The 18,753-nt window shown below is 51.7% G+C and carries 17 protein-coding genes; 9 read left to right on the top strand and 8 right to left on the bottom strand.

Annotated elements, in window-relative coordinates:
- Positions 1-144 precede the first annotated feature (144 nt).
- The 6 genes from rbsB to PGL02S_RS08455 are packed head-to-tail and all read right to left on the bottom strand — an operon-like array spanning position 145 to position 5,809.
- Positions 145-1,062, bottom strand: a complete 918-nt coding sequence (rbsB, locus tag PGL02S_RS08480; protein ID WP_036636654.1) for a ribose ABC transporter substrate-binding protein RbsB — start codon at positions 1,060-1,062, stop codon at positions 145-147.
- Positions 1,063-1,077: 15 nt separating this feature from the next.
- Positions 1,078-2,046 (bottom strand): ribose ABC transporter permease RbsC, encoded by a 969-nt coding sequence (rbsC, locus tag PGL02S_RS08475; protein WP_006209282.1) that lies wholly within the window; start codon positions 2,044-2,046, stop codon positions 1,078-1,080.
- 1 nt (position 2,047) lies between these two features.
- Positions 2,048-3,529, bottom strand: a complete 1,482-nt coding sequence (locus PGL02S_RS08470; protein WP_006209281.1) for a sugar ABC transporter ATP-binding protein — start codon at positions 3,527-3,529, stop codon at positions 2,048-2,050.
- 17 nt (positions 3,530-3,546) lie between these two features.
- A complete protein-coding gene (gene rbsD / locus PGL02S_RS08465) occupies positions 3,547-3,945 on the bottom strand; it encodes a D-ribose pyranase (protein WP_036636652.1) in 399 nt (132 codons plus the stop codon).
- A 2-nt stretch (positions 3,946-3,947) separates the two neighbouring features.
- The gene (gene rbsK, locus PGL02S_RS08460) at positions 3,948-4,826 is read right to left on the bottom strand and encodes a ribokinase (protein ID WP_006209279.1); all 879 of its coding nucleotides are present in this window, start codon (positions 4,824-4,826) and stop codon (positions 3,948-3,950) included.
- A complete protein-coding gene (locus PGL02S_RS08455) occupies positions 4,826-5,809 on the bottom strand; it encodes a LacI family DNA-binding transcriptional regulator (protein WP_006209278.1) in 984 nt (327 codons plus the stop codon). Before PGL02S_RS08455 ends, rbsK begins: the two co-directional genes overlap by 1 nt.
- A gap of 234 nt (positions 5,810-6,043) precedes the next feature.
- Here PGL02S_RS08455 and PGL02S_RS08450 point away from each other — a divergent pair, with 234 nt between their 5' ends.
- From PGL02S_RS08450 to PGL02S_RS08430, 5 genes are all read left to right on the top strand, one after another.
- On the top strand, positions 6,044-7,024 hold the full coding sequence (locus PGL02S_RS08450; RefSeq protein ID WP_036636650.1) for a carbohydrate ABC transporter permease: 981 nt from the start codon (positions 6,044-6,046) through the stop codon (positions 7,022-7,024).
- A complete protein-coding gene (locus PGL02S_RS08445; RefSeq protein ID WP_006209276.1) occupies positions 7,021-7,845 on the top strand; it encodes a carbohydrate ABC transporter permease in 825 nt (274 codons plus the stop codon). Before PGL02S_RS08450 ends, PGL02S_RS08445 begins: the two co-directional genes overlap by 4 nt.
- Positions 7,846-7,969: 124 nt before the next feature.
- The gene (locus PGL02S_RS08440; RefSeq protein ID WP_006209274.1) at positions 7,970-9,331 is read left to right on the top strand and encodes an ABC transporter substrate-binding protein; all 1,362 of its coding nucleotides are present in this window, start codon (positions 7,970-7,972) and stop codon (positions 9,329-9,331) included.
- A 192-nt stretch (positions 9,332-9,523) separates the two neighbouring features.
- A complete protein-coding gene (gene rocF / locus PGL02S_RS08435; RefSeq protein WP_036636648.1) occupies positions 9,524-10,429 on the top strand; it encodes an arginase in 906 nt (301 codons plus the stop codon).
- A 126-nt stretch (positions 10,430-10,555) separates the two neighbouring features.
- Positions 10,556-11,746, top strand: coding sequence for an ornithine--oxo-acid transaminase (locus PGL02S_RS08430; protein WP_036636646.1), 1,191 nt, complete (start codon positions 10,556-10,558; stop codon positions 11,744-11,746).
- Positions 11,747-11,895: 149 nt separating this feature from the next.
- On the opposite strand, the gene PGL02S_RS08425 is transcribed toward PGL02S_RS08430, so the two are convergent.
- Complete coding sequence (locus PGL02S_RS08425) at positions 11,896-12,858, bottom strand: arsenic resistance protein (RefSeq protein WP_036636644.1); 963 nt, start codon at positions 12,856-12,858, stop codon at positions 11,896-11,898.
- A gap of 224 nt (positions 12,859-13,082) precedes the next feature.
- On the opposite strand from PGL02S_RS08425, the gene PGL02S_RS08420 reads away from it, so the two are divergent.
- Positions 13,083-13,991 (top strand): TIGR01777 family oxidoreductase, encoded by a 909-nt coding sequence (locus PGL02S_RS08420; RefSeq protein ID WP_006209270.1) that lies wholly within the window; start codon positions 13,083-13,085, stop codon positions 13,989-13,991.
- 61 nt (positions 13,992-14,052) lie between these two features.
- On the opposite strand, the gene PGL02S_RS08415 is transcribed toward PGL02S_RS08420, so the two are convergent.
- The gene (locus PGL02S_RS08415; protein WP_036636642.1) at positions 14,053-14,643 is read right to left on the bottom strand and encodes a YdhK family protein; all 591 of its coding nucleotides are present in this window, start codon (positions 14,641-14,643) and stop codon (positions 14,053-14,055) included.
- Between the two features lie 206 nt (positions 14,644-14,849).
- Between PGL02S_RS08415 and PGL02S_RS08410 the strand changes: the two genes are divergently transcribed.
- The 3 genes from PGL02S_RS08410 (at position 14,850) to PGL02S_RS08400 (ending at position 18,745) form a co-directional block, all read left to right on the top strand.
- Positions 14,850-15,776, top strand: a complete 927-nt coding sequence (locus PGL02S_RS08410; RefSeq protein WP_036636640.1) for a helix-turn-helix domain-containing protein — start codon at positions 14,850-14,852, stop codon at positions 15,774-15,776.
- A gap of 121 nt (positions 15,777-15,897) precedes the next feature.
- Positions 15,898-17,778, top strand: coding sequence for a class I mannose-6-phosphate isomerase (locus PGL02S_RS08405; protein ID WP_036636637.1), 1,881 nt, complete (start codon positions 15,898-15,900; stop codon positions 17,776-17,778).
- Positions 17,765-18,745: an ROK family protein gene (locus PGL02S_RS08400; RefSeq protein ID WP_036636635.1), complete on the top strand. Its 981-nt coding sequence runs from the start codon at positions 17,765-17,767 to the stop codon at positions 18,743-18,745. The genes PGL02S_RS08405 and PGL02S_RS08400 overlap by 14 nt, the downstream gene beginning before the upstream one ends.
- The last annotated feature ends 8 nt before the right edge of the window (positions 18,746-18,753 follow it).

The following is an 18,753-nucleotide window of genomic DNA, read 5'->3' as shown; positions in this document are numbered from 1 at the left end:
CTAACTCATCCTTCCATTATTGATAAATATTATATCGGATAGTTCTTAAGAATTATTTATATTTTGTATCAATGCGTCTATTATCCCATCAAAAAAGCGTTACCCTGCCCATTTCACCAGGGTAACGCTTCTTACAACTCCAGATTATTCCTTAACCACTAATTTTAGCGGTGCGGCAATATTCTCTTCGACCTCTTTGCCCTGCAGCACATCCCTGGCCGCGCCGACAGCCAGTTGGCCGATTAACTCGGGCTGCTGCGCTACTGTTGCTGTAAGCTTGCCGGCCTCGATGGATTTCAAGGCATCGTCATTCCCGTCAAAGCCGATGACCATGATGTCTTTGCCCGAACTTTGAATGGCTTCAATCGCGCCAAGCGCCATCTCGTCGTTGTGGGCAAAAATCGCTTTGGCGTCCGGGTTGCCCTGCAGCAGGTTTTCCGTTACGGTAAGCCCCTTCGTCCGGTCAAAATCCGCCGCCTGCTTCGCCACCACACTCAGCTGCTCATCGGCGATATCATGGAATCCCTTTCCGCGCTCGCGGGTCGCAGAAGCGCCCGGTACGCCTTCAAGCTCGATCACCTTCGTATCTTTGCCGAGCTGCTCCACAATATATTCGGCTGCCATCTGGCCGCCCTTCACATTATCGGAGGCAACCAGCGCAGCGACCTCGCCTTGATCCGCCGAACGATCCAGCGTAATAACCGGTATGTCCAAGCTATTCGCGGTTTGAACTACTGTTGAAATCGCAGAGGAATCCGTCGGATTAATTAGTAATGCATGAACACCTTGTTGAATCAGATCGTCAACGTCATTGCTCTGCTTGGCCGAGTCGTTCTGTGCATCAACGACAACAACCTGCATCCCTTGTTTGGCCGCTTCAGCGACAACGCCATCCTTCAAGGATACAAAGAACGGATTATTCAGCGTGGAGATGGAAAGACCGATCTTGATATCTTTGACATCCCCGCTGGTTTTGGGCTTCGCCCATTCCGGCGGCTCCAGGGAACACCCGGTTATGAAGATCAGCATAAGTGATACCAGCAGCAAAGTTGTTTTTTTCATCGTTCATTCTCCCCCTTAAGCCGATTTTCTACGGTCGAGCAGTACGGCAATCGCTATGACTACGCCTTTGACAACCATCTGATAGAAGGAATTCACGCCGAGCAGGTTGAGTCCGTTATTCAGTATGCCGATAATCAGCACACCGATCAGCGTCCCGACAATTCGGCCCCGTCCGCCGGTCAGACTGGTTCCGCCGAGAACTACGGCAGCAATTGCATCCAATTCATAGGAAGTGCCCGCCGTCGGTTGTGCGGAATTCAAACGGGATGTGAGAATCGCACCGGCCAGGGCGGACAGCATCCCTGCCAGGGAATAGATCATAATCTTCACGCGCGGCACTTTAATGCCGGATACAAGCGAAGCTTTTTCGTTACCGCCAATGGCATAGGTTTTGCGGCCAAAGGACGTTTTATGAAGGATGACCCACAACACGGCAAAGGTAATGATCATGGTAATGGCCGGCACCGGAATGCCAAACAGATATCCGCGTCCAAACAGCTGGAATGCCAGGCTGTCACCCAAGCCCGTGATCGGGTTGCCGTTTGTATAGACAAGTGTAAGTCCTCTGAATATGGTCATCGTGGCCAAGGTGGCGATAAACGGTGCCATCTTGCCCTTGGTGATCATGAGACCATTGATCATCCCCATCACCCCGCCGAGCGCAACGCCGATAATGATCGCAAGAATCGGGTCAAACCCGGCCAGCATCATATTCGCAACAAACGCACTGGACAGTGCCAGAATCGATCCGACCGACAGGTCAATGCCCCCGGTCAGAATAACAAACGTCATGCCGAATGCAATCAATGCATTAATCGATACCTGACGCAGCAGGTTCAGAATGTTAAGCGGTTCCAAGAAGCTTGGATTCAGGACGGATACAATGACGATGAGAATGATTAGTCCGAGCAGAGGACCGAGCTTTTGCGTCAAACCTGAGACCTTAAATCCTTTTTCCGCCTTGGCATCGTTGATAGTTGTCATATTACTGTCCTCCTGTAGCTAGAGTCATGATTTGTTCCTGCGTTGCCTGCTCGTGGTCCAGTTCACCGGATATCCTGCCCTCATGGACAACGAGTATCCGGTCACTCATCCCGAGCACTTCCGGCAGCTCCGAAGAGACCATCAGAATCGCGACGCCGCGCTCGGTCAGCTCATTCATCAGCTGGTAAATTTCCCGCTTCGCGCCGACGTCCACGCCGCGTGTCGGCTCATCCAGGATGAGTACGCTCGGCCCGATGCCAATCCACTTCGCGATAACAACCTTCTGTTGATTACCGCCCGAAAGATTGCGTGCCTGCGTTTCCGAGCTGTGTGTCTTGATCTGCAGCCGCTTTGTCAACGTATCCACGAAATCCTGCTCCTTCTTCCCGGAGATGAACCCTCTCGAAGAGAAGCTGAACAGATTGGGCAGTGCCATATTCTCGCGAACCGAGAAATCCAGAACCAACCCTTCATCCTTGCGGTCCTCCGTTATAAATCCAATGCCGTGTTTGACGGCATCATCCGGCTTCCTGATGGAGACCTTCTTGCCTCGTACCCAAACCTCGCCGCTGTCGAGCGGGTCCAGTCCAAAAATCGCTCTCATCATCTCGGTACGTCCCGCTCCCATCAAACCGGATACACCTACGATTTCACCAGCGCGAACCGAGAAGCTTACATTCTCGAACCGGCCTTTTCCGCTAATATTCTTCACTTCGAGAACGGTCTCTCCCGGAGACGGCTGCCGCGCCGGATAACGCTCGGTCAGCTCCCGGCCGACCATTTTCTTGACAACTTCATCAAAACTCGTGTCCGGTATCGCCTGGGTGTCCACCGATTTACCGTCCCGCATGACCGTAATCCGGTCGCAGATCGTAAAGATCTCTTCCATTCGGTGCGAAATGTAGACGATGGATACGCCTTCTTTTTTCAAAGAGCGGATGACGTCAAACAGCTTCTCGATTTCCCTTTCGGTCAGCGCTGCCGTCGGTTCGTCCATAATGATCACTTTCGCTTGGGTCATAAGTGCTTTCGCAATCTCAATCATCTGCTGCTGGCCGACGGAGCACAATCCCGCCTCCTGTGTCAACGGAATCGTAACCGCCAGTTTGCGGAACTGTTCCTTCGCAAGCGCCTTCATTTGTTTCATGTTCAGGAATCCGATACCCGACGTCAACTCTTTGCCGATAAACAAGTTATCCAGCACCGTCATCTCCGGCCAAATGTTAAGCTCCTGATGAATGAAGGCTACACCTCGCTCCTCCGCTTCCTTCGGGTTGGCAAAATAGGTCTCCTGACCGTCGACGACAATCTTGCCTTCATCCCGGCCGTGAAGACCGGTCAAGATATTCATCAGCGTCGATTTGCCTGCGCCATTCTCTCCCATCAGGGCATGGACCTCTCCTTCCCGGAGATCAAAGTCCACGCCTGCAAGCACCCGATTCGTGCCAAACGATTTATGAATATTCGTCATCTCAATGTTCATGGTGCTTCCTCCTTTTTTTAACCGAAATGAACGCCAGCCTGTAAAATGCAATTCGCGTAGGGTCTCGCTTCTCCCGTACGAATGACCGCCTTCGCGGTTCGAGTCCTCTCTTTAAACAATTCGTGTGGGCAAGCCTCGATCTCGTTGCCTTGAAAAAGGTCCTGTATATCATGCAGTGTTTCCTTATTATCAAGCTTCATTTCTTCGGCAATGACGATTTTCTCGATCACCATATCTTCGGCAATCGCCTCTACCACTTCCATGAAACTTGGCGTGCCTAACTTTAATGCCAGATCAATCTTGAGAACTCCGGGAGGAATCGGAAGGCCAACATCGCCAACAACGATGGTGTCGGTGTGCCCCAGATCAGCCAGCACTTTTGCGATATGACTGTTCAGCATTCCGCTCTTCTTCATAATCAGAGGCTCCCTTCCACTTCGTCACGTGTCGGCATCCCGCCTTGTGCTCCGAACTTCATAACGGATAAAGATGCGGCACGGTTCGCAAATCTTAAGCTGTCCGTAATGCTCATGCCCTCTGCGAGAGCCACGGCGAAGGAACCGTTAAACGTGTCGCCCGCTCCCGTTGTGTCCACCGCTTCAACCTGGTAGCCCGGCACAACCACCTCTTGGCTTCCGTCAAAATAACGCACTCCGTTCTTGCCTTCCGTCACGATCAGCTTGTTCGGATATCGGCGCAGCACGTCGCTTAATGGCTCATCTCCAAAAAGGATGGCGGCCTCGTGTTCATTCGGCGTAATATAAGCCGCCTGTTCGATAACGCGGCTCGGTACCGGGCGAGCAGGAGCCGGATTCAGCATCAACGGCACATGGTATTTCGCGCATATTTCACTGACGTGCACCACCGTTTCTTCCGGAATTTCCTGTTGAATCAGCACGATATCCGAAGCCTTGATCACAGCTGCTGCCTGATCTACGTAGGCCGGGGTAATCCGGTCGTTGGCTGCTTTCACAACCACAATGCTATTGTCACCCTCCGCCAAAATGATGTGCGCGGTTCCGCTCTCTATACCTGTAACCGGTTCCACATAGTCCGTAACAACACCATTCGATTGCAAATTGTTCAAAATCGTTTTACCGAAGGAATCGTCGCCCACGCAGCCGACCATCGTCACCTCTGCGCCAAGCCTTGCGCAAGCAACAGCCTGATTGGCTCCCTTCCCTCCGGGTACCGTCTTGAAGCTGTCGCCAAGCACCGTTTCCCCCGCGCCGGGACGCTTGGCGGCGGTTACCACCAGATCCATCGATGCGCTTCCAATCACCACGATTTTTGCCATTATGATTCCACCTTTCTCGTTGTCTGCCGCTCCATAAATTCTACCGGGAATTCAATGCTGCTTCTCTCAATATGCTGCCCTTCGATAAGTTCAATAAGTAATCTTGCCGCTGCCCTGCCCATTTCATACGCGGGCTGATGTATGGTTGATAATGAGGGAGCGAGCAGGCTGCTAAGCAAAATATCATCAAATCCGATGATTTGTACGTCTTCCGGCACCCTTTTCTCCAGCCGATGCGCTTCCTTCAGTACCGCTGATGCAACAATGTCGTTACTTGCAATCACGCCATCGGTGTCCGGATATTGGCGAAACAATTCATAAGCAAACCCTTCTGCGTCGGTTAGGGAAAAGGATGTCGTCTTCAGCACTTGATATGCTGCCCCCCGTTCTTCCAGAACCTCTACGGCTCCTTCAAAACGCTCCAGCGCCGGCCGCACATCCGCCGGACCTTGCATAACCGTAATTTCCTTACTGCCCCGGAGCATCATCTCCTGTGCGGCAATTCTGCCGCCCTCGCGGCCATCTGCGAATACAGAAGGCCTATCGTTCGAGGTTCGGTCCAGAAAAACAACGGGAATGTTCAGACCGGTGTACATATCGGCCTCCGGATCATTCGTTGACGAAATGACGCCAACTACATTGTTCTGAACGAAGGTCTGGATGTATTCCATTTCCTTCTGCTTCTTCTCATCGCTATTTCCAAAAATCAACCGGTAATCGTTCTCCTGCATCTCATCCTCAACCCCGCGGGCAAGCTGCGGAAAATAAGGGTTCATGATGTCCGGAAGAAGCAAGCCGATCAATTTGGATTTTCTTTTATATAAAGAACGCGCCACTTCATTCGGCGTGTAATTCAATTCTCGAATGCTCTGTTCCACCTTGGACCTGGTGTCCTCGTGCACGTAACCGTTTCCATTTAAAACCCGCGAAACTGTCGCTACAGATACTCCTGCCTGCTTTGCCACATCTTTTATCGTTGTCATTCTAAAATCACCTCATCCGTGTGTAACCGGTTACAGGTATAAGATATCACATCTTCTTCTGAGCTGCAAGCTTTTTGAAGAAGGGATATTCTTGCATCCCTTCCGGTCAAATCCTCTTCCATTCTTAGATTATAAAGTAATAAATTACGGTAATCTTACAAAATCCCACACTGGATTTTACATCTGACTCCTATACTCAATACCTGTAAGGCCAAGCTGGAAAGTGAGGTAAACATGATTATGGAAAAAGAATTTACGCTCCCTTCTCCGGGGCACTCTCTAACACCATCCGTCAGCGAGGCACAGGCTTCAAATGAGACAAAACCCGTCTCAATCAAGAAAACCAAGCGCAAGGAAATCATGCTTGCCTATGCCTGTTTAGCCCCTTCGCTGCTCATCTTCGGTCTGTTTCTATTCTACCCGCTGCTCAAATCGGTTTATCTCAGCCTGTTCCTGACCGATCCGCAGGGCCGGGTGGCTGAATTCGTCGGAATGGACAATTTCAGGGAGATATTAACCTCCGAGATGTTCTATAAAAGCTTTGGCAACACACTGCTGTTTATACTGCTGACGGTCCCAACCGGCATTGCGGCTGCTGTTCTGCTGGCAGCTCTGACGCATAACAAACTGAAAGGCATGAAGGTATTCCGCTTCATCTTCTCGCTGCCCATGGCCGTCTCCGTTGGTACCGGCTCCATGATCTGGATGATTCTCTACCATCCAACCCTGGGCGTACTGAATTACTTCCTGTCGCTAGTCGGAACTCAGCCGATCCAGTGGCTGACCGATCCGAAATGGGCCATGATCTCCATCGCGCTGATGACAGTCTGGATGAACCTGGGTTTCAACTACATCCTGATGCTGAGCGGGATGCAGGGCGTATCCGAGGATATATATGACAGCACAAAAATAGACGGCTCCGGTCCGTTTCGGACGTTCTTCCGGATTACGATGCCGCTGATTTCCCCTACTTTATTTTTCACATCCGTTGTGTCGGTCATCGGCGCCTTTCAAGCGTTCGGACAGATTAACATCCTTACGAAGGGCGGTCCGATGAACAGCACCAACGTCATGGTGTTTAACATCTATCAGGATGCGTTTGTCAATTTCCGATTTGGCATCGGCAGTGCGCAGGCACTGATCCTGTTTGCCATTATCCTGCTGTTAACCGTCTTTCAATTCAAATTCGTGGAGAAGAAGGTGCATTATCAATGAACATGCGTCTCCTGCCCAAAAGCTTCGTTTACATCGCCCTTCTTCTAGGTTCGCTGGCTGTTGCTTTTCCGCTGCTGTACACCTTGTCAACATCGCTTATGAGTGAGGCCGAATCGGCCGTTTATCCGCCGCCTCTGCTTCCCGAGGCCATCAATCTGTCGAACTTCGCCAAGGTGATTGATACGATTCCCGTGCTGACCTTCATTGGAAACAGCTTGATCGTCTCCATTGCGATTATGCTGGGGCAGATTGTGACAGCAAGCCTGGCAGCTTACGCCTTTGCCTTTCTCCGGTTCCCGGGAAAGACCCTGCTGTTCAGCCTCTTTCTCGCCACCATGATGATTCCTTGGGAAGTGATCATGATTCCGAACTATTTAACGGTCAAAAGCTTGAATTGGCTGGACACCTATCAAGGGCTGATCGTGCCGTTTCTGGCTACTGCCTTCGGTACCTTCCTGCTGAGACAAACCTTTTTGCAGCTGCCGAAGGAACTGTTTGAAGCGGCTCGGGTGGACGGCTGCGGACATGTCCGGATATTTCTGAAAATGGTACTGCCGTTATCGATTCCCGGAATCGCCACACTGGGCGTGTACTCGTTCTTGAACAATTGGAACATGTACCTATGGCCGCTCTTGACAACAAACCGTGTCGAGATGCGCACCGTCCAGATCGGGATCGGCATGCTGCAGTTTGAGGAGATGAATTCGTGGAATCTGATTCTATCCGGTGTTCTGCTGCTTCTGCTTCCTTCCCTGCTGCTGCTGGCACTTGGGCTGAAGCCTCTTGTTCGAGGCATCACGGCAGGCGCATTAAAGGGTTAATGGCTATATAGCCAAGACCATGCATGATCAGCCTTGCGAGCCGGTTGTCTCTAAGAGACGAGCCCACGCAATTTCTGATAGATAGAACCATACTATATTTTCAAAAGGGAGAGATTAACCAATCATGAAACGTTTTGGGAAAAGATCCTTCACGCTGCTCCTGCTTTCCTGCTTAATGCTGATCAGCGCCGCTTGCAGCAATTCGCCTACCACCGGGGAGACGACTGCTGCCGCAGGCAGCGAGCCGTCCAAGGAGCCTGTAAAAGTTGTATGGTGGCACTCCATGAGCGGTGAACTCGGCACGGTCGCGGACAAGTTAATCTCCGATTTTAATGCCGCTCACGAAGACATACAGGTAGAGGGCGTATTTCAGGGCACCTACGATGAAAGCCTGAACAAACTCAAAGCTTCCCTGGGCTCAAACAGCGGCCCTACGATGATTCAGGTGTACGAGATCGGCAGCCGTTTCATGATGGATACCAAGGCAATCCGTCCGGTTCAGGACTTTATGGATGCCGAGCAGTACGACATCTCTTCCCTGGAGCCGAATATCAAAAATTACTATACGTTCGACGATAAACTGTACTCGATGCCGTTTAACTCCTCCAACCCAATTCTGTATTACAACAAAGATGCCTTTAAAGCAGCCGGTTTGGACCCTGAGAATCCTCCAAAAACCTATGAGGAGGTAGCGGAAGCAGCAAAAGCCCTGACAAAAGGCAATCAAGCGGGCGCATCCTTCGCCATCTACGGCTGGTTTATGGAGCAATTCCTTGCGAACCAGGGCGTTGAGCTGCTGAATAACGGCAACGGCCGTACATCCCCGGCCACCGCTTCACAGGTTAACAGCCCTGCCGGCGTGAAGACACTGGAATGGTGGAAGCAAATGGTGGATGATAAAGTGCTGCTGAACCTGGGGCGTAAAACGGATGACACCAAAAAAGCTTTTGCAGCCGGACAAATCGCCATGACACTGGACTCCACGGCTTCGCTTCGCGGCATTGTCAGCGCGGCGGAAGGTAAATTCGAAGTCGGTACCGGCTTCCTGCCCAAACCGGCTGACGGCGGCGACGGCGGCGTCATTATCGGCGGTGCCAGCCTCTGGCTGATGAACAACAAATCGGAAGAAGAGCAGCAGGCCGCTTGGGAATTCATGAAGTATTTGGCCGAGCCGCAAACGCAAGCTTACTGGCATGTCAACACCGGCTACTTCCCGGTTACAACCAAAGCCTATGAAGAAGAGCTTGTGAAAGAGAATCTGGAGAAATACCCTCAATTCCAAACAGCCGTGGATCAATTGCATCAAACCACAGCCAATCTGGCAACACAAGGCGCTGTCATGGGGGTATTCCCTGAAGCTCGCCAGCTTACCGAAACGGCCATCGAAGAGGTGCTGAACGGTCAAAAAACACCACAGGAAGCCCTGGACAAAGCTGCTTCGGAAATCAGCTCCAAGATCGAAACCTATAATAAAACAGTAAAATAATAAAAGAGAAATCGTTCGATTCTTTCAACACCCTCCTGCACAGACATTGGACCTATGGGTCCCGATGTTTGGCCGGAGGGTTTTTTTGTGTGAATCTTCATATGCCCGCTACAATCAGCTTGTATGGGGATTAACCCAAGTCACGAAGCCGGGCCAGTGAATACAATGTTACAAAGTGGAGGTGAGTCCATAATGAGAAATCTTCCGTCCACCGTAACAATCCTCTCGGTGCCTTTTGACCGCGGAGCTACCCGGCGGGGAGCCGGTCAGGGACCGAATGCGATATTCGGATCGGGTCTGAAGCGCAAGCTTGACACACTCGGTATCCCCTATCGCGTCGAAGAGCTGGCTGCCCCCCCTGAAATGAAGGATGAGGCACACAATCCTCAATTAAAACATGTGCAGGAAGTATTATCGATCAACGAGTTGCTCGCAGCTCGCGTATACGCCCTGGCAGAGACAGGGGTCTTCCCGCTTGTGCTTGGCGGTGACCATAGCATCGCAATTGGCACACTGGCCGGACTGACCCGGCACCACCGCAATCTGGGGGTCATCTGGCTGGACGCCCATTCCGATCTCAATACGCCGGATACAACGCCATCTGGCAACATCCATGGCATGTCACTGGCTGTCAGCTTGGGTAAAGGCGATACACGGCTGACATCCATAGGCGGTGCAAAATCCCCCATTAAGCCGGAAAATGTGGTGCTCATCGGTTCGCGCTCCCTCGATCAGGGCGAACGGGATCTGATTCGGCAAGAAGGCATTACTTGCTTCACGATGCAAGACATCGACCGCTTGGGCATGTTCCGGGTCATGGAAGAAGCCATCCGCATTACCTCGGCGGGGACGGATGGTGTTCATCTGTCCTTTGATATCGACAGTGTCGATCCCAAAATCGCGCCTGGCACGGGAACGCCGGTTCAGGGCGGACTCAGTTACCGCGAAGCACATCTTGCCATGGAGATGCTGTCTGAATCCGGCATCGTAACCTCAGCCGAATTCGTCGAGAACAATCCGCTGCTGGACCGCGGTCAGACCACGTCCCGACTGCTTGTTGGCTTAATCGCCTCCATGCTGGGCGAAAGCATCTTGTAATCTTGAAGCTTCTCACGTCTGCAAGCTTCATGATGAAGTGTCTGCGTCGTGGAACAACTACCTATCAGGGCTTCTTAGACTTCTCCAACCTCTCCGGCTTCTTCAGACTACTAAGGAGGTTACGCCATGGACCCTACAAGGCTTCATATCGAGAAAGCCGAAACATACGGTGCAAGAAACTACTTCCCCCTTCCCATCGTCATCGCGGAAGCGGAAGGGATTCATATCACGGATGCGGACGGCAAGCGATACATCGACATGTTAAGCGCCTACTCCGCTCTGAACGCAGGCCATCGTCATCCCCGAATCATTCAGGCGCTGAAAGATCAGGCGGATAAGGTGACATTAACCTCACGCGCTTTTCATAACGATCAGTTGGGAGACTTCTACGAGAAGCTGTCCGCATTCACCGGCAAAGGCATGATTCTTCCCATGAATACCGGAGCCGAAGCTGTTGAAACCGCGCTCAAGGCGGCTCGCCGATACGCTTATCGGAACAAAGGCATCCCGGCGGATCAAGCAGAAATTATTGTCTGCGAGGGTAATTTTCACGGCCGTACCCTTACCGTCACCTCGTTCTCCTCATCCAGCGAATACCGGGAGGACTTTGGCCCGTTCACCCCTGGCTTCAACATCATTCGCTATGGGGATTTGGAAGCGCTCGAGCAGGCAATTACACCGAATACTGCCGCTTTTCTTGTCGAGCCGATCCAGGGAGAATCCGGAATTGTCATTCCGCCTGACGGATATCTGAGCGGCGCTATGGAACTGTGCAAACAGCACCACGTCCTTCTGCTCGCCGATGAAATTCAAACCGGCTTCGGCAGAACGGGAAAACGGTTTGCTTGTGACTGGGAGAACGTGGTGCCCGATATGTACATTCTTGGAAAAGCGCTTGGCGGCGGCGTCTTCCCTGTCTCTGCTGTAGCGGCGGAGGCAGATATTCTTGGTGTATTCGAGCCGGGATCCCACGGCTCTACCTTTGGCGGGAATCCACTCGGCTGCGCGGTAGCGATCGCCTCAATGGACGTTTTTGCCGAAGAGGGGCTCGAAGCCAGATCCTTAGAGCTTGGCGAATACTTTCTCCAGCAGCTTCGTTCCATTCGGCATCCCGATGTTAAAGACGTGCGCGGCAGAGGATTATTCATCGGTATGGAGCTGCATGTACCGGCCAGACCCTACTGCGAGAAGCTGAAGGATCTCGGACTGCTCTGCAAGGAAACCCATGAATCGATCATTCGCTTTGCACCGCCGCTCATCATATCGAAACCGGAGCTGGACCAGGCAGTGGAGATCGTACGGCAGGCGTTTACGTGACAACGGATACCTGGCCGCCGCATATGCACCAATAAAAAACAGTTTGTTCACCCGGCCAAGAAGAACGCGGGCGCAACAAACTGTTTTTCTTATGGGTATCCGTTATCCATTCCGTGCAGGCGCCTAACAAGCAGCACGAATCCGTTGATTCAGCCGGACGTCGGCTTCATTCTTCTTGTGAAGAGGAGCAGCTGAGATACCACGGCAAGCACGGGAAGCTCGATCAGCGGTCCGATGACCAGGGCAAGCGCAATCAGGGGCTGGTCCGGAAAAGCTGTCACCGCGATAGCCAGGGCTACCGGAGAATTTCGGGCAATGATCGTTAAATGTAAACTGACCGAATCCTCATAGGAGAAACGCAGCATTCTGCCTACCAGACTGCCCAGGACGTAATTGACCGTGAAGTAGATCAGGATCGGAACGATAAGAATATAGATCATTTCCAGGTTCTTCAGTAAATACGAGCCCTGAGATGCAAACATCGCCACAATGGCCAAAGACAGAAACATAATCTGTGCTTTGGCAAAGAACGGCACCAGCTTCTGGTCCAGCACCTCCTTCTTTTCCCTCAGCAAAAACCGGGTGAGATGTGCGAGGGTGAACGGCACCACGAGCACCAGCAGCACACTCTCCATGATTGTTGTCATCCGCATCGTTTCAATCGTGCCGGCGAACAGCAGCAGATAGAGCGGCAGCAGCAGCACCTGAAGGATCAGATTGATGGGCAGAACCGATACGGACAAGGGCACATTGCCTTTTGCAATTGAAGTGAACACCAAATACCAGTCGGTGCAAGGAGTCACCATCAGCATGATGAAGCCTATCCAGAGGGCAGGATGATCCGATAAAAAGACAGCACCCAGCACCCAAGCCAGCAGCGGCGTCCAAATAAAATTAATGATGGTGCTCGACCCTAGAAATCGGATGTTCTTGAAGGCCTGCGTTAATTGCCGCAGCGGTATCGTCAAGAACAATCCATATAACATCAGCAGCAAAAAGGGAACAATCACATATTCCGCATAACCCGAAGCGGCCGGAAGCTGCCCCAACAGCAGCCCGATCCCGACCGCACCCATAATGATCAACGTTTGAAGCTTCTCAAATAAACTCATCCTTCACTCCTTACTTCTTGCTACGGAGCACGAGGCTCCTGCAAATCTTATGGCGGAGTCCTACCGCATTTCCTGTATAATTGATTGTATAATATGGACTTCCAATTCGTAACCCCAAGCGTCATTCGTAAAGGGTCGTTAAGCCTTTCCCCTTCATTTCCGTGAATCACGCTTATCGTATTTTAATCATACACCGACAACATATCGCTCAAGGAGGTTTTTTCATGAGAATCGCTGTTTGCGGAGGCACCGGATTTATAGGCCAAGCATTATGCAAGCGTTGGCTCCAAGACGGGCATGACATTGTCATTGTAACGAGATCGGTTCCGAAATCTCACGCACAAACCGAACATAACGGGCACTTATCCTATCTGACCTGGGATGAGATGAAGTCCAATCCCGAGCGATTTGAGCATTTGGACGCGCTCATCAATCTTGCCGGCTCCTCTCTGAGCCAGCGCTGGACACGGGAGGGCAAACAGAGAATTCTGCAGTCCCGGCAAAAAACCGTATCCTCTGTAGCTGAATTGATGCACAAGTTGGAGCATAAACCAGCGGTCATTGTTCAAGCTTCAGCGATGGCGATTTATGGTACTTCCGAGCACAAAACGTTTGATGAGGAGAGTCCTGCCACCATTATGGATTTCCCGTCCGAGGTTGTATCGGAGTGGGAACAGGCAGCAGACCGCATCCCTGTTGACCGGTTAATCAAGCTGCGGATCAGTGTCGTGCTGGGCAATCCAGGCGGGGCGCTCCCCAAGATGCTGCTGCCTTACAAAGCGGGCGTCGGCGGTAAGATAGGCAGCGGCAAGCAATGGTTATCTTGGATACATATCAACGATATCGCAGATTTGATTGACTACTGTGTCCGGCACAAGGAAATATCCGGAGCCGTCAATGCCGCTTCGCCGCATGCGGTCAGGAACGATGAATTTGGCAGATGTGTGGCCAAGGTCTATCATCGTCCACATTGGCTCCCCTTGCCTGCCTTTATGCTGCAAGCAATCCTCGGAGAAATGTCCCTCATTCTGTTGAAGGGCCAGCGAATCGTCCCGGCCAAAGCTCTGCGTCACGGCTTTCAGTTTCGCTATGCGGAATTGACGGAAGCGCTGCGCCAGATTAGAGAAAGCTGATAACTCATAAAAAAACAATTGGTTTCCGATTATTGGAAACCAATTGTTTTTTTATACTTTTTTATTGAACCGAAGACAGTTCGCTTTCCGTCACCCATTTATGGTTCTTGACTTCTTCACCCGTGGTTGATGTGAAGTCCACCATATACACCGTCGTTTGTTCCGCGGAATCGATGACCGCAGTTGCGCCCTCCATCCCTTCCATATGGTCCGCGTTAACTACAACCTCCGTACCTGGCTGCAGCGGTTCCTTACCGGCATCCTTCAGCTCTTCTTGAATCACCCATTTATGATTCTTCACTTCGGGACCGCCATTCGTTGGTGTATACGATATCGTGTACACCGTAGTATCATACGCTCCAACAATTGTTGCTTTAGCCCCTTTCATCCCGGGCATATGGTCAGTTTCAATGAGCGCTTGGGTACCAACCGGATAAGTTGGATTCTCTGCCGCCTTCAATCCTTCCGGAACCTCGCCTGAGCCGGAATGGTTCATGCTGCCGTGATCCATCCCGTCCATGCTCCCGGAGGTTTCCTTGCTTGGTGTGCTCTCGGGGTTTGCACCGTCCGTGTTTCCGCAGGCCCCCAATATGAAGATGAGAGATGCTAACACTCCCAGGATGATCGGCTTCCATCGTTTCTTAGCTGACATGGTATAAACTCCTCTCTAGAATTGAATATTTATAGCATAGCATCTACTTATGAAGAACTTGTGTAGCTGTCTATGCACAACATCACTATACCCATTTTTTCTTTATAACTTATCATTATGATATAAAATAGAGAGACATCGTATTATCCTGTAACTTACATGACCGGCAGATACAGAGCCGTTTTTGAGAAGGAGAAGACTCTCCCATGCTGATTGACAACCATTTATTTGTATCGTTTTATAAACGGGCCAATTCCATCCTGAACCGTACCCTGAACCGTATTGAACAGCAGGATCTAACCGTTCATATTCACTATTGGGGATTCATGCCGCGTCATTACGACAATACGGAGCATAAACATTCTTTTTTTGAAGCTTGTTATGTATTAACAGGTAGCGGCTCGTATATAGAAGACGCTACAGAGTTCCCCCTTCAACCAGGCACCATGTTTCTCTCCCGCCCAGGCGTCCAGCACCGGATCCGAAGCAAGGAGGGCTTGTCCTTATGCTATGTTGCTTTCGAGCTGGATGAAACTGCACATAACGAGCTCTATGCGGCCGCATTCCGGCTGTTAGCCAAACAGGGCATTCCCGTGCTTCAGGAAGGGCAGCTGCAAGCGCCCGGGCTCCTGTGGCTGTCGCTGTTATCACAGTTTCATTCCGTGGATAAAACCTATTCCCCGCATGTGCTGAACAGCATAGCCACGTCACTGATTTTATCCATTGCTGCAGCCCACGGCCCCGGCTTCTATCAAGAGCCTTCCGGAACTGAGGCTCATGATGAAGGAATCTCGATGTTTCATCAAGCCGAGCTGTTCATCAAGGATAATCTCAACGAGCCGCTGTCGCTTGAGCGGGTGGCGGGCCATCTCCACATCACAACCCGTCATTTGACACGGCTGTTCCGCAAATACGGTCATCAATCCTTTGTCCATTATGTGCAGGAGCAGCGCGTGCAAAAGGCGAAACATCTGCTCCTGCATACAGATCGGCAGATTAAAGAGATTGCTGTATTTTGCGGATTCGAGTCCGTACACTACTTCACACGGGTGTTTACGTCCAAGCTTGGCGTGACCCCCGCCCGGTTCCGGCGCTCGCAGTTTTCTGAGGGTCGCTATGACTCCGAGCTCTAGCATTTCTCCACCGATGTCCTGATCGTACAAAAACACTTCCTCTTTTTATAAAGACGTATCCTCCCTTGCCTTCTACAATGAAGTCGTAACCAGACAATCCGAAGGGAGGATACATCCATCCATGACATCTGCAACTGCCTTTCAATCACATCCAATCAACCATTTGGACTTTCGCAAGCAACCCCTGTTTATGAAGTATGGGACAGACGCTTGGTGTTCTCTTATCCTATCCGCCTATAACATGAAGTCGCAGCAAGAGATACCAGGAAAACCCGGAATCTTTGTAACTCTCGATGGAACACACGGTGCTCATTTCGATCGATTGCTGGTCAAGCTTCAGCAAATCTGTGACCAAGAGGGGATCCCCTTCCTGAGTGATTCCACGTCCTATTATGTAAAATCCGAGGCCGAGCTCCGAGCTGAGATGGCGCCTTATTTGACCGATAACCGGGCGTTCGGCTATAAGGCAGCTGATGTCAGACCCAGTCAATATTTTCAGCATAATGCAAGAGAATCCTTAAAAAAAAGCGCGCTCGAATTTGAAACGAAAAAAGGCATTTACGTTGTATACGGACCCGGCGCCTCCATGCTGGCGGACAGAGATCCTGATCTCCGCTTCTATGCCGACTATTCCCGCGAGAACCAGCAGCGGCGACACGCCCAGCATATGGGCAGCTTCGGCTTGGGCATGAGTCACGACAAGGTTGAGACGTACAAGAACTGTTTATTTCTCGAATGGCCTGTTTGGGAAACTTACCGCCGCGACTGGTTAGCTTATTATGCCCAGCATGAGGATAAGATGGCGTTCTACATGGACTTGAATCACCCGGATGAGCCGGTGTGGCTGCCTGTAGCAGCCTTGAAGGAAGTACTGCACAAAACCGGTCGGCAGCCGTTTCGGGTCAAGCCGTTTTTTGCCCCCGGGATTTGGGGCGGTCAATACTTGAAGGAATTATGCGGCCTTCCCGAAGAATGGCCAAACTGCGCCTGGAGCTTTGAACCCATCGCTCCTGAGAATACACTGCTGCTGCGGGTTCAGGACGTCACCCTGGAAATTCCCTTCACCCTGTTGATGGAGGCATCGCCCCATGACATATTGGGACAGCGGAATGTCGAGTTATTCGGCGATTACTTTCCGATCCGGTTTGACTATCTGGATACGATGCAAGGCGGGCAATTATCACTTCAGGTGCATCCGCTGCAAGAGTATGCCGAATCGCAGTTCAATGAGCATATGACACAGCAGGAGTCCTATTACATCATGCGCAATTCCCCTGGAGCCAAGGTGTATCTGGGACTGAAGGAAGGAATAACCGGCGGACAGCTGCTTGAAGCGGTGGAGAATGCCCACCTTCACGAACAACCGCTTGAACTCTCCTCCTACGTTAACGAATATGAATCGCAGACGGGGGATCTCTATCTCATTCCGCCGGGAACGGTGCACTGCTCCGGCAAAGATAATCTGGTGCTCGAAATTTCCTCAACCACCTGGTGGTTCACTTTCAAAATATACGATTATTTGCGGCTCGATGGGGACGGCAGGCCTCGTCCGATGAACCCTGATCATGCACGCCGCAACATCAACGATGCCATGAATACTTCAGCCGTAGAACACGGGCTTATTGCCCGGCCAACGCTCATCAGCAGGCAAGGTCAGAGCACGCTGGAACTGCTCGGCCAACGGGAGGATCTTCTCTTTCAGGTCAGCAGGCTGTCCCTGCACGATACGTGGAACGCAGACACACACGGGGAATTTATCATGTACAACCTCGTGGAGGGTGAACGCGTCCGCCTTATCCCGGCAGCAGACGAGGATGCTGCCGTTGAGTGGGGCTACGGGGAGTCCTACATCGTCCCGGCATGTGTGGGCGAGTATCGTCTGGAGAACCTCTCCGGCTCTCCCTGCACGCTGATCGCCGCCCGAGTCAATCCGGAGTGGAGCCATCCCCTGCTTCCGCCTTCTTGGACTTCCGGAGAGGAGAATTTCCATGCCCTGCGATGATGGAGCAGATCACCCAAGCGAGCCGTTTCCTGCCCGAATCACCATCACGCTTGATGCCGGCGGCACATTCCTGAAAGGGGCACTCACCGTGAACGGGGCGTTTCTTCCCGGTTCGTTCCTTACCTGGCCGTCGAAGTCTCAGGGCTCGGCAAGCGATACGATCGCCAGCTTTGCCAATGCCTGCCGGGAGCTGCTAAACGTATTTGCCTCCACCTGCAGACCATTGGATTATCACGATTCGATCCGAATCGGTTTTGCTTTTCCCGGACCTTTCAATTATGCAGAAGGCATCGCCCTCCTTCAGGGTGTCGGCAAATATGAATCGCTCTACAGATTGTCGGTGCGCGACCTGCTCCGAACGGAATTCCAGAAGCAGAAGAGCTTATTCCCGGGCATCATGACCAATCGTTTAACCGCAGCCAATATCCGGTTCGGCAATGATGCCTTCATGTTCGGGCTTGGCGCCAGTATCCGGTTTCCGTCCGAGCGGTTAATATGCCTTACGCTCGGCACAGGCCTTGGGTCAGCCTTTATAGAGAATGGGCAGATCATCGCTGGCAGGAACAGGATTCCTGACAGCGGAATGCTGTTTGCCGAACCCTACCGGAATCATACGGTGGACCGTTATTTTGGGAGAAGGGGCATTCTGAATTTGGCTAGCGAGCGGGGACTGCTCGTGGACGGAATGGATGTAGCCGATCTTGCAGAAGCGGCTGCACGCGGTCACAAGCAAGCTGAAGACCTGTTCCGCGAATACGGTTGCAGGCTGGGAGAGATGCTGCTGCCTTATATAGCTGACTTTAAACCCCACCGCCTGGTACTCGGGGGGCAAATCTCAGGCAGTTTTCCCTTATGGGAAAGGGATATACAGCTGGCTTTAGGCCAATATGCCATCCCCATTCTCACTCTCGAGGATGGAATCAGCGCTGTGTTTAACGGCATAGAGGGAATTTTTGTAGATGGATAGCCACACAT

The organism is Paenibacillus glucanolyticus NBRC 15330, from assembly GCF_004000885.1.
Lineage (GTDB): Bacteria > Bacillota > Bacilli > Paenibacillales > Paenibacillaceae > Paenibacillus_AQ > Paenibacillus_AQ glucanolyticus.
The sequence above is the reverse complement of the archived record's forward strand: the minus strand, read 5'-3'. Positions and strand labels throughout refer to the sequence as shown.

Excerpts from the sequence above, each read along its gene's own strand:
- rbsB (WP_036636654.1), bottom strand. The coding sequence starts at position 1,062 with ATGAAAAAAACAACTTTGCTGCTGGTATCACTTATGCTGATCTTCATA.
- rbsC (WP_006209282.1), bottom strand. The coding sequence starts at position 2,046 with ATGACAACTATCAACGATGCCAAGGCGGAAAAAGGATTTAAGGTCTCA.
- PGL02S_RS08470 (WP_006209281.1), bottom strand. The coding sequence starts at position 3,529 with ATGAACATTGAGATGACGAATATTCATAAATCGTTTGGCACGAATCGG.
- rbsD (WP_036636652.1), bottom strand. The coding sequence starts at position 3,945 with ATGAAGAAGAGCGGAATGCTGAACAGTCATATCGCAAAAGTGCTGGCT.
- rbsK (WP_006209279.1), bottom strand. The coding sequence starts at position 4,826 with ATGGCAAAAATCGTGGTGATTGGAAGCGCATCGATGGATCTGGTGGTA.
- PGL02S_RS08455 (WP_006209278.1), bottom strand. The coding sequence starts at position 5,809 with ATGACAACGATAAAAGATGTGGCAAAGCAGGCAGGAGTATCTGTAGCG.
- PGL02S_RS08450 (WP_036636650.1), top strand. The coding sequence starts at position 6,044 with ATGATTATGGAAAAAGAATTTACGCTCCCTTCTCCGGGGCACTCTCTA.
- PGL02S_RS08445 (WP_006209276.1), top strand. The coding sequence starts at position 7,021 with ATGAACATGCGTCTCCTGCCCAAAAGCTTCGTTTACATCGCCCTTCTT.
- PGL02S_RS08440 (WP_006209274.1), top strand. The coding sequence starts at position 7,970 with ATGAAACGTTTTGGGAAAAGATCCTTCACGCTGCTCCTGCTTTCCTGC.
- rocF (WP_036636648.1), top strand. The coding sequence starts at position 9,524 with ATGAGAAATCTTCCGTCCACCGTAACAATCCTCTCGGTGCCTTTTGAC.
- PGL02S_RS08430 (WP_036636646.1), top strand. The coding sequence starts at position 10,556 with ATGGACCCTACAAGGCTTCATATCGAGAAAGCCGAAACATACGGTGCA.
- PGL02S_RS08425 (WP_036636644.1), bottom strand. The coding sequence starts at position 12,858 with ATGAGTTTATTTGAGAAGCTTCAAACGTTGATCATTATGGGTGCGGTC.
- PGL02S_RS08420 (WP_006209270.1), top strand. The coding sequence starts at position 13,083 with ATGAGAATCGCTGTTTGCGGAGGCACCGGATTTATAGGCCAAGCATTA.
- PGL02S_RS08415 (WP_036636642.1), bottom strand. The coding sequence starts at position 14,643 with ATGTCAGCTAAGAAACGATGGAAGCCGATCATCCTGGGAGTGTTAGCA.
- PGL02S_RS08410 (WP_036636640.1), top strand. The coding sequence starts at position 14,850 with ATGCTGATTGACAACCATTTATTTGTATCGTTTTATAAACGGGCCAAT.
- PGL02S_RS08405 (WP_036636637.1), top strand. The coding sequence starts at position 15,898 with ATGACATCTGCAACTGCCTTTCAATCACATCCAATCAACCATTTGGAC.
- PGL02S_RS08400 (WP_036636635.1), top strand. The coding sequence starts at position 17,765 with ATGCCCTGCGATGATGGAGCAGATCACCCAAGCGAGCCGTTTCCTGCC.